Below are 16288 nucleotides of genomic sequence, written 5' to 3' on the forward strand. Positions count from 1 at the left end.
GTATCCTCCACCGCCACCCGTGCGGGTGCCAAGCCGATCCCCGTACGCGCGCCCCCCGCCCCCGCCTCCCGCCTCGTCGATCATGCACTTGTGGTGGGCGATCGATGACGTTCGACCCGATTCGTCAGGCCCCACAACTGCATGATCGGCCCCTCGGGCGGGGCCCGGCGGGGCGGGGGCGGTGGGGGTGGGGGCGGTGGGGGTGGGGCGGGTCGGGCGCGTGGACGTGGCGCGGACGAGGCCACGGGCACAATGGGGGCATGGCCGGTGTCGGCAGGAGCCGGTGGCCCCGAGCTGAGCGAGGAATGATGACCACGAAACAGTCGGCGACCGTGGACCAGTCCGCGCCCGACCACGAGGCGCTCCTCGGCGAGCTGACCGAGGCGCTGCGGCGGGTGCGCGGGGGCGACCTGAAGGTGCGGCTGCCCCGCCGGGCCGGCCGCGCCGGTGAGGTCGCGGACGCCTTCAACGAGGTCGTGTCGCTCCAGGAGCAGCAGTACCTCGACCTGCGGCGGATCAGCCGGATCGTCGGCCGGGACGGCCGGCTCACCGAGCGCCTGGACGACGAGGGGCTGGACGGCTCCTGGGCGGAGGGGCAGCGGGCGGTCAACTCGCTGATCGACGACCTGGGCCGGCCGACCACCGAGATCGCCCGGGTCATCGTCGCGGTCGCCGACGGCGACCTCTCCCAGCACATGGCCCTGGAGATCGACGGCCGGCCGCTGCGCGGTGAGTACCTGCGCATCGGCCGCACGGTCAACACGATGGTCGACCAGCTCTCGTCCTTCTCGAACGAGGTCACCCGGGTCGCCCGTGAGGTGGGCACCGAGGGCAAGCTCGGCGGCCAGGCCGACGTGCGCGGCGTAGCCGGCACCTGGAAGGACCTCACCGACTCGGTGAACACCATGGCGTCGAACCTGACCGGCCAGGTGCGGTCGATCTCCCAGGTGGCGACGGCGGTGGCCAAGGGCGACCTGTCGCAGAAGATCACGGTCAGCGCGCGCGGCGAGGTCGCCGAGCTGGCCGACACGATGAACTACCTCACCGACACCCTGCGGCTCTTCGCCGAGCAGGTGACCCGGGTGGCCCGCGAGGTGGGCACCGAGGGCAAGCTCGGCGGGCAGGCCGACGTGCCGAACGTGGCCGGCACGTGGAAGGACCTGACCGACAGCGTCAACTCGATGGCGTCGAACCTGACCGCCCAGGTCCGCAACATCGCCCAGGTCTCCACGGCGGTGGCCCGGGGCGACCTGTCGCAGAAGATCACCGTGGCGGCGCAGGGCGAGATCCTGGAGCTGAAGGACACCGTCAACACGATGGTGGACCAGCTGTCGTCGTTCGCCGACGAGGTCACGCGCGTCGCGCGCGAGGTGGGCATCGAGGGCAAGCTGGGCGGCCAGGCCCAGGTGCGCGGCGTCTCCGGCACCTGGCGCGACCTCACCGAGAACGTCAACCAGCTCGCCGGCAACCTGACCAGCCAGGTCCGCAACATCTCCCAGGTCTCCACCGCCGTGGCGAAGGGTGACCTGTCGCAGAAGATCACGGTCGACGCGCAGGGCGAGATCCTGGAGCTGAAGAACACCGTCAACACGATGGTGGACCAGCTGTCGTCGTTCGCCGACGAGGTCACGCGCGTCGCGCGCGAGGTGGGCACGGAGGGCAAGCTGGGCGGTCAGGCCCAGGTGAAGGGCGTCTCGGGTACGTGGCGGGACCTGACCGACAACGTGAACTCGATGGCGTCGAACCTGACGTCGCAGGTGCGCAACATCGCCTCGGTCACCACGGCCGTGGCGAAGGGCGACCTGTCGCAGAAGATCACCGTGGACGCCCGGGGCGAGATCCTGGAGCTGAAGTCGACGGTGAACACGATGGTGGACCAGCTGTCGTCGTTCGCCGACGAGGTGACGCGGGTGGCCCGCGAGGTGGGCACGGAGGGCAAGCTGGGCGGCCAGGCCCAGGTGCGGGGCGTCGCCGGCACCTGGCGGGACCTGACCGACAACGTGAACTCGATGGCCTCCAACCTCACCGCCCAGGTGCGGAACATCGCCCAGGTCTCCACCGCCGTGGCGAAGGGCGACCTGTCGCAGAAGATCACCGTGGACGCCCGGGGCGAGATCCTGGAGCTGAAGTCGACGGTCAACACGATGGTGGACCAGCTGTCGTCGTTCGCCGACGAGGTGACGCGCGTCGCGCGCGAGGTGGGCACGGAGGGCAAGCTCGGCGGCCAGGCCCAGGTCAAGGGCGTCTCGGGTACGTGGCGGGACCTGACCGACAACGTGAACTCGATGGCGTCGAACCTGACGTCGCAGGTGCGCAACATCGCCTCGGTCACCACGGCCGTGGCGAAGGGCGACCTGTCGCAGAAGATCACGGTCGACGCCCAGGGCGAGATCCTGGAGCTGAAGTCGACGGTCAACACGATGGTGGACCAGCTGTCGTCGTTCGCCGACGAGGTCACCCGGGTCGCGCGCGAGGTGGGCAGCGAGGGCAAGCTCGGCGGTCAGGCCCAGGTCAAGGGCGTCTCCGGCACGTGGCGCGACCTCACCGAGAACGTCAACCAGCTCGCTTTGACCCTCACCACCCAGCTGCGCGCCATCGCGCAGGTCTCCACCTCGGTGACCCGGGGCGACCTGACCCAGCGGATCGCGGTCAAGGCGCAGGGCGAGGTCGCCGAGTTGAAGGACAACATCAACCAGATGATCGTCACCCTCCGGGAGACGACCAAGAAGAACGCCGAGCAGGGCTGGCTCGACTCGAACCTGGCCCGGATCGGCGGCCTCCTCCAGGGGCAGCGCGACCTCGGCGAGGTCTGCCGCATGATCATGATGGAGGTGACCCCGCTGGTCGACGCGCAGCTCGGCGCGTTCTTCCTGGCGGACACGTCCGAGGGCGTGATGCGGCTGCGGTTGACCGCCTCCTACGGCTACGTCGCCCGGGGGCACGAGGTCACCTTCGGCCCCGGCGAGGGGCTGGTCGGGCAGGCCGCCCTGTCCCGCCGCACCATCCGGATGGGTGGGGCGCCGGACGGCAAGCTGATGCTCCGCTCCGGGCTCGCCGATACCCCGCCGGCCGACCTGGTCGTACTGCCCGTGCTCTTCGAGGGCGAGCTGCTCGGGGTCATCGAGTTCGCCAGCGTGGCGGCCTTCTCCGAGCTGCACCTGTCGTTCCTGGAGCGGCTCGTGCTCACCACCGGCGTCGCCGTCAACACCATCCAGGCCAACCGGCGTACGGAGGAACTGCTCGCGCAGTCGCAGCGGCTCGCCCACGAGATGCAGGAGCAGTCGGCGGAACTCCAGCGCACCAACGCCGAGCTGGAGGACAAGGCGCAGCTGCTCTCGGAGCAGAAGGGCAACATCGAGACGAAGAACCGGGAGATCGAGCTGGCCCGGCTCGGCCTGGAGGAGAAGGCCCAGCAGCTCACGCGGGCGTCGGCATACAAGTCGGAGTTCCTGGCCAACATGAGCCACGAGCTGCGTACGCCGCTGAACTCGCTGCTGCTGCTGGCCCGGCTGCTGGCCGAGAACTCGGAGCAGAACCTCACGCCGAAGCAGATCGAGTTCGCCCGGACCATCCACGGCGCCGGCTCCGACCTGCTGTCGCTGATCGACGACATCCTGGACCTGTCCAAGATCGAGGCGGGGCGGATGGACGTCGAGCCCACCGCCGTCCGGTTCGACGAGATCCGCGGGTACGTGGAGCAGGCGTTCGCGCCGCAGGCCGAGGAGAAGGGCCTGGACTTCCAGGTGCGGATCAGCAAGGACCTGCCGGAGGCGCTGGTCACCGACGCCCAGCGACTCCAGCAGATCCTGCGCAACCTGCTCTCCAACGCGGTCAAGTTCACCGACAACGGGGCGGTGACGCTGCGGATCGCGCCGGCGCCCGACAACACGATCTTCGACGTGCCGGCCCTGACCAACGCGCAGCAGGTCATCGCGTTCACCGTGGTCGACACCGGCATCGGCATCTCCGACGACAAGCTGTCGCTGATCTTCGAGGCGTTCCAGCAGGCCGACGGCACCACCAGCCGTCGCTACGGCGGCACGGGGCTGGGGCTGTCGATCAGCCGGGACCTGGCCCGGCTGCTGGGCGGCAGCATCGTGGTGGCGTCGGCGCCCGGCCAGGGCTCGACGTTCACCCTCTTCGTACCGGACGTGCTCGCCCCGGACGCGGTGGTCGCGCCGCTGCCGCCGTCACCGGCGCGGGCCGGGCTGCCGTCCTCGCTGCTCATGCCCCCGCCGGAGCTGCCCGAGCCGGCCTCCACGCCGGCCACCCGGCGGCTGGAGGGCACCACCGTGCTGATCGTCGACGACGACGTCCGGAACGTCTTCGCGCTGACCAGCGCGTTGGAACTGCACGGCCTGACCGTGTTGTACTCGGACAACGGGGCGGACGGCGTCCGCCTGCTGGCCGAGCATCCGGAGGTGGACATCGTCCTGATGGATGCGATGATGCCCGATCAGGACGGGTACGAGACGACCCGACAGATCAGGCGCAACCACCGGTTCGCCGACCTGCCGATCGTCTTCCTGACCGCCAAGGCCATGCCCGGCGACCGCGAGTCGGCGCTGGCGGCCGGGGGAAGTGACTACATCACCAAGCCCGTCGACCTGGACGAGTTGATCGAACTCATGTCGTCCTGGATCAGCGGCAGCCGAACCGAGGAGAGTTCGTGACCCAGATGGCAAAGGCGCTGCTGGTGGACGACCGCCGGGAGAACCTGATGGCACTGGAGGCGATTCTCCAGGGCCTGCCGGTCCAGTCCGTCGCCGTGGAGAGCGGCGAGGCGGCCCTGAAGCAGCTGCTGGTCGACGACTTCGCGGTGATCCTGCTGGACGCCCAGATGCCGGACATGGACGGCTTCGAGACGGCCAGCCACATCAAGCGCCGCGAGCGTACGCGGCACGTGCCGATCATCTTCCTCACCGCCGCCGACCGGGACGCCCAGCTCGCGCTGCGCGGTTACGCGGTCGGCGCGGTCGACTACCTGACCAAGCCGTTCGACCCGTGGGTGCTGCGGGCCAAGGTGTCGGTCTTCGTCGAGCTGTGGGTGAAGACCCGGCAGCTCGCCGCCCAGTCGGATCTGGTGCGGGACCGGGACGCGCAGCTGCGGGTGCTGACCGACGCGGTCGACGAGGCCACCGCGATGCTGCGCCTCGACGATCAGGATTCCCGCGACCGCGCGGTGCAGCTCCTGGAGCAGGCCCGCTGGGGCAACACCCCCTGACCCAGGTATCGGAACCACGCCGGGCGGGCTGACGTGCGCAGGCGAGATCTTGGTAGCTGGCGGCCCCGGAAGGGGCCGTAACTCGCCAAGATCGCGCCGCGCCTGTGCCGCGGGTGGGCGGGGAGTCAGCCCGTGGTCTGGTCGTTGCGGATCATCAGGGCGCTGCGCAGGCCGGTGATGTCCAGGACGCGGAGCAGGAAATCGCCGACGTTGGTCAGGATCAGCAGGCTCTGCGCGTGGCTGGCCTTGCGGCTGAGTACGACGAGGGTGCCCAGGCCCTGTGAGTCGCAGAAGGTGACCCCGCCGAGGTCGAGCACGATGCGCGGCGGCGGGTCGGCGAGGACCTCGTTGACGACGGTCGACAGCTGGGCGGCCGTGAGCATGTCGATCTCACCGGCCAGGCGAAGCACAGCTTCGTCGCCCGTCCGGTGTAGCGTGATGGACAGTTCGGCACGATCCACCGGGTCAGCCTAGCGCGATCCGGGCCACCCGGCCCGTCGAGCGGTGGCGACCGAGCCGACCGGGCGCGGCGACCACGCTCCCGAGGAGGTCGGGAACGGGGACGTCCCGCGCCGCGGACGTGACGCCGCCGGGACGGCGGTGAGGGCCGACCCGGGTGAGCCTGGTAACCCCGGTACGGGGTGCCTGCCGATTCGCCGCCCGACGCTGACACAATGGCGGCATCGTGACCGATATGTTTCCCGCCGGATCCGGCCGCTACCCGGCCGAAGCACCGGCCTCCGAGGCCCTGTTCGACCGCGCCAAGGCCATCGTGCCCGGCGGGGTGAACTCTCCCGTGCGCGCGTTCCGTGCCGTCGGTGGCACGCCGCGCTTCATGGTCCGGGGGGAGGGGCCCTGGCTCTACGACGCCGACGACCGGCGCTACGTCGACCTGGTCTCCTCCTGGGGCCCGCTGATCCTCGGCCACGCGCACCCGGAGGTCGTGGACGCGATCCGGTCGGCCGCGACCCGGGGCACCAGCTTCGGCACCCCCACCCCGGGCGAGGTCGAGCTGGCCGCCGAGATCGTCGATCGCACGCCGGTCGAGCAGGTCCGGCTGGTCAACTCCGGCACCGAGGCCACCATGTCGGCGATCCGGCTGGCACGCGGCTTCACCGGCCGCCCCCGGATCATCAAGTTCTCCGGCTGCTACCACGGGCACTCCGACGGCCTGCTGGCCGCCGCCGGCTCGGGCGTGGCCACCCTCGGCCTGCCCGACTCGCCGGGCGTGACGGGCGCGGCGGCCGGTGACACGATCGTGCTGCCGTACAACGACGTCGCCGCCGTGGAGCAGGCGTTCGCCGCCGAGGGCCAGCACATCGCCGCGATCATCACCGAGGCCGCCGCCGGCAACATGGGCGTGGTCGCCCCACGCGACGGCTTCAACTCCCAGCTCGCCCGGATCGCGCACGCGCACGGGGCGCTGCTCATCGTCGACGAGGTGATGACCGGTTTCCGGGTCTCCCGCGCCGGCTGGCACGGCCTCGACCCCTCCGACGCCGACCTGTGGACGTACGGCAAGGTCATGGGTGGTGGGCTGCCCGCCGCGGCGTTCGGCGGGCGCGCGGAGATCATGGAGCGACTGGCCCCCGCCGGCCCGGTCTACCAGGCCGGCACCCTCTCCGGTAACCCGCTGGCCTGCGCCGCCGGTCTGGCCACCCTGCGGCTGGCCGACGACGCGCTCTACCGCAAGCTCGACGACACGGCCGCCGTCGTGGGCAGGCTCGCCGCGGACGCGCTCGCCGCCGCCGGGGTCCCGCACCGGCTGTCGTACGCGGGAAACATGTTCTCGGTCTTCTTCACCGACGCCGACGTGGTCGACTACGACAGCGCCCGCACCCAGCAGGTGCCGGCGTTCAAGGCGTTCTTCCACGCGATGCTCGCGGGCGGCGTCTACCTGCCGCCGAGCGCGTTCGAGGCGTGGTTCGTGTCTGCGGCGCTGGACGACGCCGCTCTGGAGCAGATCGCCGCCGCCCTGCCGGTGGCGGCCAACGCTGCGGCAGCGGCCGGTCACGGGGGGTAGCGTACTTTGAGCAAGACGGTGGTCCACGTGCTGCGGCACGGCGAGGTACACAACCCGGACGGCATTCTCTACGGCCGGCTGCCGGGCTTCCGGCTCTCCGAGCTCGGCGTGCAGATGGCCAAGGCCGCCGCGCAGGGGCTGGCCGAGCGGGAGGTCGTGCACGTGGTGGCCAGCCCGCTGGAGCGCGCCCAGCAAACGGCCGAGCCGATCGCCGCGCAGTTCGGGCTGCCGGTCGGCGCGGACGAGCGGCTCATCGAGAGCGCCAACTGGTTCGAGGGCAAGAAGGTCTCGCCCGGCGACGGCTCGTTCCGCGACCCGCGTAACTGGTGGGTGCTGCGGGACCCGGTCACCCCGTCCTGGGGCGAGGCCTACCGGGCCATCGCGGAGCGGATGTTCGCCGCCCTGCACGCCGCCCGGGTGGCGGCCGAGGGGCGCGAGGCCGTGCTGGTCTCCCACCAGCTGCCGATCTGGACGCTGCGCCGCCACGTCGAGCGCAAGCGGCTCTGGCACGACCCGCGCAAGCGCCAGTGCGGGCTGGCCAGCCTCACCTCCTTCCACTTCGACGGCGCCAAGGTGGTCGGCATCGGCTACTCCGAGCCGGCCGCGCACCTGATCGCGATGTCGCCGACAGCCAGGACGGCCAAGGGGGCCTGATGAACGCCCGGAGGTTGACCGCGGGTCTGCTCGCCGCCGTCGTGACGGTGGCGCTGGCCGGCTGCTCGTCGCGCGACCGCGAGGAGGCGTGTGACAACTCCGGCGGCATCATCGAGTGCGCCCCCGACCAGCGCTCGGCCGCCCCGAAGCTCGCCGGTGAGCTGCTCACCGGCGGCAGCCACGACGTGGCGAGGGACCGGGGCCAGGTCGTGGTGGTCAACTTCTGGGGCTCGTGGTGCGCGCCGTGCCGGGCGGAGGCGGACGACCTGGAGAACACGTACCAGGCCACGAAGGCCTCCGGGGTGACCTTCCTGGGCATCAACATCCAGGACCAGCGGGACAAGGCGCTCGCCTTCGAGGAGAGCTTCAAGGTCACCTACCCGAGCCTCTTCGACCCGCCGAGCCGGCTGGCGCTCGCCCTGGACATCCCGCCGAACACCATCCCGGCCACCGTCGTGCTGGACCGCGACGGCCGGATCGCCGTGGTGATCCGCGCGGCGGTGAAGCAGGAGGGCCTCCAGCCCATCGTCGAGCGGATCGCGGCCGAGAAACCCGCCCCCAACGGTTCCCGCTGATGGGCGAGACGTTCTCCGAACTCGCCCAGTCGGGTCCGCTGCTGCTCGCCATCGGCGCGGCGGCGCTCGCGGGGCTGGTCAGCTTCCTCTCCCCGTGCGTGCTCCCGCTGGTGCCGGGCTACCTGTCGTACGTCACCGGCCTCGCCGGCGCCGACCTCGAAACCCGCCGCCCGCAGGTCAGGAAGGACCCCCCGTCAACGGATCCGGTAGCGGAAGGGTCCCTTCCTGACACCGAGGGCGGCGGCGGGGTGGCGGTGCGGGAGCGCGCCGAACCGACGAGGGCCGCGGTCAAGGGCCGGGTGCTCGCCGGCACGCTGCTCTTCATCGCCGGCTTCACCGTCGTCTTCACCGCCACCGCGATCCTCTTCGCCAGCGTCGGCCGGGTCTTCTTCGAGTACGAGCGGACGCTGGAGATCGTCATCGGCGCGCTGATCGTCGTGCTCGGGCTGAGCTACCTCGGGCTGGTCCCCGGGTTGCAGCGGGAGTTCCGGATCCAGCGGCTGCCCGCCGCCGGGCTGCTCGGCGCGCCGGTGTTCGGCGCGGTCTTCGCGCTCAGCTGGGTGCCCTGCGCCGGCCCGACGATCGGCGCGGTGTTGGGCATGGCCGGCGTCGGCGGGCAGACCGACCGGGCCGTGGTGCTCGCCCTGGCGTACTGCCTGGGGCTGGGGGTGCCGTTCGTCGTCTTCGGGCTGGGCTTCGAGCGGCTGCTCGGGGTGTTCCGCGCGGTCCGGCGCAACAGCCGGTGGGTCACCCGGTTGGGCGGGGCGCTGCTGATCCTGATCGGCCTCGCGCTGGTCACCGGCGGCTGGACGAACTTCGTGATCTGGTTGCAGACCACCGTCGGGGCGGGCGAGGTGAGCATCTGATGACTGCCGTCGACGAGCGGCCGGCACCGCCGGCCGAGGCTCCCCGGCGCCGACCCAACCGCCTGCTGGCCCTGCTGCGCAACTCGTGGCGGCAGCTCACCAGCATGCGTACGGCCCTGGTGTTGCTCTTCCTGCTCGCGGTGGCCGCCATTCCCGGCTCGGTGCTGCCGCAGCGCGGGGTCAACCCGGAGGACGTGCGGGACTACTTCACCGCGCACCCCGACCTGGCCCCGGTGCTGGACCGGATCGGCGCCTTCGAGGCGTTCGGCTCGGTCTGGTTCTCCGCGATCTACCTGCTGCTCTTCACCTCGCTGATCGGCTGCATCACGCCCCGGCTGCGCGACCACGTGCGGGCGCTGCGGGCGAAGCCGCCGGCCGCGCCGAGGCGGCTGGACCGGCTGCCGCAGCACACCGTGCTGTCCGCGCCCGAGGGGGGCGCGGCGGCGATCGCGGAGGTGCTGCGCCGGCGGCGCTGGCGGGTGGTGGTCCGCGGCGACGAGGTCTCCGCCGAGAAGGGCTACCTCAAGGAGACCGGCAACCTGCTCTTCCACAGCTCGTTGGTGCTCGTGCTGGTCGGCGTCGCGCTCGGCTCCTGGTACGGCTGGAGCGGCAACAAGCTGCTGGTGGCCGGCAAGGACAACGCGTTCTGCAACACCCGCCAGCAGTACGCCGAGAGCAAGCTCGGCCCCCGCGTCAGCAGCGCCGACCTGCCGGGCTTCTGCATCCAGCTCGACGACTTCGACGCCCGGTTCCTGGAGTCCGGTCAGCCGGACTTCTACGAGGCCAAGGTGACCGTGGACGAGGTCGGCGGCGAGCGGGGGCCGGCCGAATTCTCGGTCAACTCCCCGCTGCGCCTCGACGGCGCGAACGTCTACCTGCTGGGCCACGGCTATGCCCCGGTGATCCGCTACACCGACAAGTTCGGCCAGTCCCAGACCAGCAACTTCCCGTTCCTGACGACCGGCGATGTCGGGTTGACCAGCGAGGGGCTGGCGGCGTTCCCGGACATCAACGTGGATCCGGCCACGGGGGAGCGGGATGCGAACACGCAGATGGCCTTCTCCGGTCTCTACCTGCCGACGGCGCCGGCCGCCGCGCCCTTCGCCCGCTCCGAGTACCCGACGGAGCGGAATCCCGCGCTGAACCTCGTCGCCTACCGGGGCAACCTGGGCATGGACGCCGGCATCCCCGGCTCGGTCTACAAGCTTGACCAGCGGCAGGTGGATGCCGGCAAGGTCAAGGAGGTCGGCACGAAGCTGCTCCGCAAGGGCGAGACCTGGAAGCTGGACGACGGCACCACGCTCGAGTTTTTGGGCACCGTGCCGTACATCACGCTGTCGGTCCGGTACGACCCCGGCTCGACGTTGCTGCTGGTCAGCTCCGCCGTCCTGCTGGTCGGGCTGATGGGCTCGCTGTTCGGGCGGCGTCGCCGGGTCTTCTTCCGGGTGCTGCCGGCCGGTGCCGCCGACCCCACGAGTGGATCTCCGACGAGCGGTAGTAGTTTGGTCGAGGCCGGTGGCCTGCCGCGCACCGACCATCCCGGGTTCGCCGACGAGTTCGCGCAGCTCGTGGCCGCCGTCGGCGGCGACGGGCGGTCGGACGAGGAGGCCGGTGTCGACCGCGACGGCGGCGACCGGGCCGGAGCGCGAGAAGGAGCCGAGTGATGTCCGCACTCTCCGACCAGCTGGTGTCGTTCGCGATCCTGGCGTACCTGATCGCGATGATCAGCCACGCCGTCGAGTACGCGCTGGGCAACTCCCGCGCCCGGGTCGCCGCGGCACCCGCCCGCGAGCTGGTCGGCGCCGGCGTCGGCGCGGCCGGGGGCAGCACCCCCGACGCGCCCGCCGAAACCGGCGCGGCGGCGGCCGAGCGTACGGCCCGACGCGCCCGGCTGGGCGGCCTGGTCGCCGTCGCGGCCACCGCGCTCGGGGCGCTGCTGCACCTCGGGGCGCTGGTCACGCGCGGTCTCGCCGCGGACCGGATGCCCTGGGGCAACATGTACGAGTTCGTGCTCACGGGCACCTGGATCGGGGTCGCCGCCTGGCTGGTGGTGCTCTGGAAGCGGCCGCAGCTGCGCCGCCTCGGGCTGTTCATGTCGCTGGTGATGGTGCTGCTGGTGGCGACCGCCGAGCTGGTGCTCTACACCCCGATCGTGCCGCTGGTGCCGGCGCTCAACTCGTACTGGTTCGTCATCCACGTCTCGACGATCGTCTTCGCCTCCGGCATCTTCCTGCTGGGCGCGGTGCCGGCGGTGGCGTTCCTGATGCGCTCCGGCTACGAGCAGGGTCGCCGCAGCTTCCCGTACACGCTGGCGAAGCGGCTGCCGGCGGCGGCGGCGCTGGAGCGGCTGACCTTCGTGCTGCACGCCTTCGCGTTCCCGGTCTTCACCTTCGCGGTGATCGCCGGGGCGATCTGGGCCGAGGCGGCCTGGGGGCGGCCGTGGGGCTGGGACCCGAAGGAGACCTGGTCGTTCATCTCCTGGGTGATCTACGCCGGCTACCTGCACGCCCGGGCCACCCCGAGCATGAAGCGGAACGTCGCGACCTGGCTCGCCGTCGTCGGCTTCCTCACCATGCTGATGAACCTCTTCGGCGTGAACATCTTCTTCGAGGGCCTGCACTCCTACGGCGGCCTGGACTGAGCCAGTCCCTGCAAGACGTATAACGCGTCGCGAGCGGCCGTCGGCGTCAGGGCAAGACCCTGCTGCTGTACGAGCTGGCCCGCGCCACGGAGGGCTTCTACTTCGGGGCGACCGAGGCGACGCAGGCGGACTCGTTGCGGCGTCTGGGCGAGGCGCTCGGTCGGCACACGGGCGCTCCCGGGCCGGTGCACCTCGCGGACTGGGCGAGCGCGGTCGACGCACTGCTGGCCCTCGGCCGGGACCGCCCGGTCACGGTGGTGGTCGACGAGTTCCCCTACCTGGCTCGGGCGAGCCGGGACCTGCCGTCGGTGATCCAGCACGCGCTCACCCCCGGCCGGGCCGAGCGCACCGCCTCCCGTACCCGTCTCCTGCTGTGTGGTTCGGCGCTCTCGTTCATGGGCGGGCTGCTGGCCGGCTCCGCGCCGCTGCGCGGGCGAGCCGGGCTGGAGTTGCCCGTCGCGCCCCTGGACTACCGGTCGGCCGCGGCGTTCTGGGGATTCGACGATCCGTTGCTCGCCGCCCAGGTGTTCGCCATCGTCGGAGGCACGCCGGCCTACCGCCGCGAGTACGTGCAGGACGACACGCCCGACGGGCGGGACGACTTCGACGACTGGGTCGTGCGGGCGGTCCTCAATCCTGCCCGCCCGCTGTTCCGCGAGGCGCGCTACCTCGTCGCCCTCGGCGAGTCGCCGCTCGGGGACGGTCCGCGTCCCCTGCTCGCCATCGGCGCAGTCAAGTGGGGCCGGCTGCTCGGCCGGCCCCACCTGGATCGACTGGAGCGGGCGCGCGAGCTGCTCGTCGCCCGCCCCGGGCTCGACGCGCGCGGCGCGCGGCTGCTGCTGGCCAGCGCCGAGGGATTCACCGCCGAACTGCGGCAGCTCGCCGCCCACCGACCCGATGTGGTGCTGGTCGATCCTGACCGGCTCTACTCCGGCGCGTAGGCGCGAGACCGAGAAGCCGCGACCGGGCGGTCAGGCCACGTCGTCCAACTGCCGCCGGACGAGCCGTTCGGTGGCGGTGGCCCCCGTCGGTTGCAACCCGGCGCCGGCGTTCTGCGCCTGGACGTCGATGGTCACCGCGATGCGGTCCGTACCCGCGATGATCATCTCGAAGATCTTGGCGAACCGTACCTCCATCTCCTTGCCGTCGTCGCCGGTCATCACCAGTCGGCTGCCGTGCGTCGCCTCGTGCAACTGCCGCATACGCAGGCCGGTGATGTCCTTGTAGCGGAAGTCGAAGGCGTCGGCGTTCGACACGATGCACTTGACGAAGTCCCACTCGCAGGAGAAGACCGAGATGCGGGTCTGTCCGAGGAGCAGGATGACGAACTTGTACCGCGAGAACCGACGGATGCCGTCCTTTCCCACCGCCTGTTCGGTGGGCGAGGCGGGACCGATGACGAGTTGCGGCTCGCAGATCAAATCGTCCAGTTCGCGGTCGAGGTGCCGGAGGGCGTGATCGAGAACGCCGAACTTGTCGAAGTGCAGCCACACGTCCATCTGCTCGTCGCTGGGCTTCGGCTCGGCCGCCGCCAGGTCACGCTCGTACGTCGACGTGAGCGCGTTGTACTGGCCGTATCCCTTGACCAGCAGGACGAGGCCGCCCACACCCACGAGCACCGCGAGGCAGAGGTAACCCGACTCCGACAACGACGCGAGCACGAGGATCAGCGCGAGGGCCAACCCGATGCCGCCGGCGACCATCATGGCCTGCGCGCCACCGGTCGCGGGCGGCACGGGCGTGCGGACGAAGTACTTGCGTACGTTCGGCTTGCGTTCCTCGATGCCGGCCTGCGCCACGGCGACGGTGGCCTGCCACAGCCGGTTCTCGCGGTTGCCGAGGAAGGGGGCGATCTCGGCCGCGTGCACCGGGTCGATGTCGCCGGCTCCGGCCTCGATGTCGGCGACGGACGGGCCGGGGTCGTGGCGGTCGGCGTAGTGGTCGCGCTTGACGGCCACCCAGAGGGCGCGGACGTGCGCCGCAGCGGGGTCGATCTGGAGTGCCCTGCCCAGGTGCTCCTCCACCCGGGCCATCACCTGCTGCGCCTCGCGACCCATCCGGCTGGGCCGTCTGCCGCCGAGGAGCGCGAGGGCCAGGTAGTAGTGCGGGTCGGCGCCCTTCGCCCCCTTGGCGATCGCCTCGGTGAAGTATTCGGCCGCCCTCTTGTACAGCCGTTCGGCGACGGCCCGCCGCCCGTAGGCCATCAGCTGCTGCGGCCCGTCGGACTTGTTGATGTGCACGTTGTCGGCGTTGATCTGGGCGCCGAAGACGCGCTGGCCGTGCTGGTCGAAGGTGGTCATCAGGAAGCCCCGCCCAACGAGTTCCAGATGGTCGCCATCGCCCCGCCGATCACCGCCAGCGGTGCCGCCGCCTGCAACACCTCGATGGCCCGCCGCAGCCGTCGCGAGGCCTCGCGTTGGTCGTCGCGGGTCAGGCTCCGGCGGGCGCCGTGCAGGTCGTCGACGACGGTGCGGCCGACCTGCGGGTCGAGGGCGCCGCTGGCCGTGGCCTGCTCCACCGCCCTCAGGACGGCCTCCAGTCGAGGGACGAGCTCCGTCTGGCCGGCGTTGTCGGGCAGACGTTCGAAGGTGCTGTTCCGCAGATCGATGGTTTCGGCGTTGAACTGCTGATCCACGCGCTGGTTCTGCTGATTGAAGGTGGCCATCGCCAACCGTCACCCCGATCTTGCTCCGATGGAAAATGTTTCGGATGGTGGTGACGGAACCATTGGAATTGTCTGCGGGCAATGTCGGAAGATTTACGGTGCCGGGCGGATCCGGCGGAGCCCGACTGAACGGCGGGCAATTCCGCATGGACGGTGCTGGCCGCGTTCGCACGCGGTGTGTTAGCGGGTGGCCGAAAGGCCTATGACCGGCTCGGGCGTCCCGGGAAAGGCGCCTGTCGGCGGGTGGGCCGGGTCGGTCCGCAGGGCCGCGGGGGCGCACCGTTCGGGCTTCGACCGTTCGGGCGACGGCGACCGGGGGTCTTGACGGCGGGCGGCCGTGCTGCTGCCGGCCCCACCCGACGCCTGCCCGCTCCCGGCTCCGGGCGGGGTGCTACCCGGGAACGGGTCGGTGGAGCCCCGCCCCGGCCGCGAACGCCAGGGGACGGGGTCAGCCGCCGAACCAGCCGGGCACGTCGAGGCGGAACGGGTTGGCCGGGGTGACCGCGCGCAGATCGTCCTCCAGGGCGGCGACCCGGTCGGGGCCGAGCGTGGCGGCCCACCGCTGCCGGAGCTGGTCGAAGACGGCCGCCGAGCGGCGCAGGCCGTCCAGGCCGTGCGGGGTCGCCCGGACCAGCTTGCGCCGGGCGTCGCGCGGGTCGTCGGCGCGCTCCAGGTAGCCGAGGGCGACGAGCCGGTCCACCGTCTTGCCGGCCGCCTGCTTGGAGACGCCGAGCCGCTGGCCCAGCTCGGTGGCGGTGGTGCCGTCGGCGCCGACGGCCTGGAGGACGAAGCCGTGCAGCGGTCGCAGCTCCGGGTGCCCCTGCCGGGCCAGCTCCGCGTGCAGGTCGTCGATGAGCGTACGGAAGCCGGCCAGCAGCAGCAGGGGCAGCAGGAAGCCGGGCCGGTCGGGGTCAGCCGTTGCCACGTTCGACAACCTCGTTTACTATTTCGACAACCACGTTGACGATCCTACGTCACGCGCGGCGCGTCGCCGATCGGGCCGCGCCGGCCGCCCCCGAACCCCCGAGAGCAGGTCTCCCGTGCCCCCGTTCACCGCGCACACCGCCGACACCGCACCCGCCGCCGCCCGGCCGACCATCGAGGGCGTACGCCGCAGGCTCGGGCACCTGCCCGCCGCCGTCGGCCTGATGGCCGAGTCCCCGGAGCTGCTCACCGGCTTCCTCACCGTCAACGGCATCTTCGAGAAGTGCGCCCTCGACCCGGTCGAGCGGGAGGTCGTCGTCATGACGGTCGCCACCCGCAACGAGTGCCACCTCTGCGTCGCCATGCACACCGCCGCCCTCACCCGGCACGGCGCGACGCCCGAGCTGGTCGACGCGCTGCGCGCCGGCACGCCGCTGCCCGACGACCGGCTGGAGGCGCTGCGGTGCTTCACCCTCGCCGTGCTCGACCACCGGGGCGCGGTGCCCGAGGACGGGACCGCCGCCTTCCTGGCCGCCGGCTACCAGCCCCGGCACGCCCTGGACGTGGTGCTCGGCGTCGGCACGTACACCATCTCCACTCTCGCCAACCGGCTCACCAGCGCCCCGCTCGACGAGCCCCTGGCCGCGTACGCCTGGAAGCCGGCCGCCCGCTGACGCACCTGGGCAGCCGAGGGCGGGGGTAGGCCGGCCACGGCT

The 16288-nt window shown here is 71.7% G+C and carries 14 protein-coding genes; 10 read left to right on the top strand and 4 right to left on the bottom strand.

Going from position 1 to position 16288, the window contains the following annotated elements; translation table 11 throughout:
- Positions 1–305 precede the first annotated feature (305 nt).
- Positions 306–4673 (top strand): HAMP domain-containing protein, encoded by a 4368-nt coding sequence (locus OG989_RS08840; RefSeq protein ID WP_327030235.1) that lies wholly within the window; start codon positions 306–308, stop codon positions 4671–4673.
- Positions 4670–5224 (top strand): response regulator, encoded by a 555-nt coding sequence (locus tag OG989_RS08845; RefSeq protein ID WP_151455014.1) that lies wholly within the window; start codon positions 4670–4672, stop codon positions 5222–5224. Before OG989_RS08840 ends, OG989_RS08845 begins: the two co-directional genes overlap by 4 nt.
- 125 nt (positions 5225–5349) lie before the next feature.
- On the opposite strand, the gene OG989_RS08850 is transcribed toward OG989_RS08845, so the two are convergent.
- Positions 5350–5685, bottom strand: a complete 336-nt coding sequence (locus OG989_RS08850) for an STAS domain-containing protein (protein ID WP_121397135.1) — start codon at positions 5683–5685, stop codon at positions 5350–5352.
- 224 nt (positions 5686–5909) lie between these two features.
- On the opposite strand from OG989_RS08850, the gene hemL reads away from it, so the two are divergent.
- From hemL to OG989_RS08885, 7 genes are all read left to right on the top strand, one after another.
- Entirely contained in the window at positions 5910–7247 is a 1338-nt protein-coding gene (gene hemL, locus OG989_RS08855) for a glutamate-1-semialdehyde 2,1-aminomutase (RefSeq protein ID WP_132232220.1), read from the top strand.
- Between the two features lie 6 nt (positions 7248–7253).
- Positions 7254–7901, top strand: coding sequence for a histidine phosphatase family protein (locus tag OG989_RS08860; protein ID WP_151455012.1), 648 nt, complete (start codon positions 7254–7256; stop codon positions 7899–7901).
- Positions 7901–8476, top strand: a complete 576-nt coding sequence (locus OG989_RS08865) for a TlpA family protein disulfide reductase (RefSeq protein ID WP_151455011.1) — start codon at positions 7901–7903, stop codon at positions 8474–8476. Before OG989_RS08860 ends, OG989_RS08865 begins: the two co-directional genes overlap by 1 nt.
- Complete coding sequence (locus OG989_RS08870) at positions 8476–9342, top strand: cytochrome c biogenesis CcdA family protein (protein ID WP_151455010.1); 867 nt, start codon at positions 8476–8478, stop codon at positions 9340–9342. Before OG989_RS08865 ends, OG989_RS08870 begins: the two co-directional genes overlap by 1 nt.
- Positions 9342–11006: a cytochrome c biogenesis protein ResB gene (resB, locus tag OG989_RS08875; RefSeq protein WP_151455009.1), complete on the top strand. Its 1665-nt coding sequence runs from the start codon at positions 9342–9344 to the stop codon at positions 11004–11006. Before OG989_RS08870 ends, resB begins: the two co-directional genes overlap by 1 nt.
- Entirely contained in the window at positions 11006–11983 is a 978-nt protein-coding gene (gene ccsB, locus OG989_RS08880; protein ID WP_327030236.1) for a c-type cytochrome biogenesis protein CcsB, read from the top strand. The genes resB and ccsB overlap by 1 nt, the downstream gene beginning before the upstream one ends.
- Before the next feature lie 134 nt (positions 11984–12117).
- Positions 12118–12924 (top strand): AAA family ATPase, encoded by an 807-nt coding sequence (locus OG989_RS08885; protein ID WP_327030237.1) that lies wholly within the window; start codon positions 12118–12120, stop codon positions 12922–12924.
- A gap of 30 nt (positions 12925–12954) precedes the next feature.
- Here OG989_RS08885 and OG989_RS08890 read toward each other — a convergent pair whose 3' ends face one another.
- The 3 genes from OG989_RS08890 to OG989_RS08900 form a co-directional block, all read right to left on the bottom strand.
- On the bottom strand, positions 12955–14283 hold the full coding sequence (locus OG989_RS08890; protein WP_327030238.1) for a hypothetical protein: 1329 nt from the start codon (positions 14281–14283) through the stop codon (positions 12955–12957).
- Positions 14283–14654: a hypothetical protein gene (locus tag OG989_RS08895; protein ID WP_151455005.1), complete on the bottom strand. Its 372-nt coding sequence runs from the start codon at positions 14652–14654 to the stop codon at positions 14283–14285. Before OG989_RS08895 ends, OG989_RS08890 begins: the two co-directional genes overlap by 1 nt.
- Before the next feature lie 442 nt (positions 14655–15096).
- Complete coding sequence (locus OG989_RS08900; RefSeq protein ID WP_151455004.1) at positions 15097–15573, bottom strand: MarR family winged helix-turn-helix transcriptional regulator; 477 nt, start codon at positions 15571–15573, stop codon at positions 15097–15099.
- 115 nt (positions 15574–15688) lie between these two features.
- Between OG989_RS08900 and OG989_RS08905 the strand changes: the two genes are divergently transcribed.
- Positions 15689–16246: a carboxymuconolactone decarboxylase family protein gene (locus OG989_RS08905; RefSeq protein ID WP_327030239.1), complete on the top strand. Its 558-nt coding sequence runs from the start codon at positions 15689–15691 to the stop codon at positions 16244–16246.
- Positions 16247–16288: the final 42 nt, after the last annotated feature.

This window comes from Micromonospora sp. NBC_01740 (assembly GCF_035920365.1).
Taxonomy (GTDB): domain Bacteria; phylum Actinomycetota; class Actinomycetes; order Mycobacteriales; family Micromonosporaceae; genus Micromonospora; species Micromonospora reichwaldensis.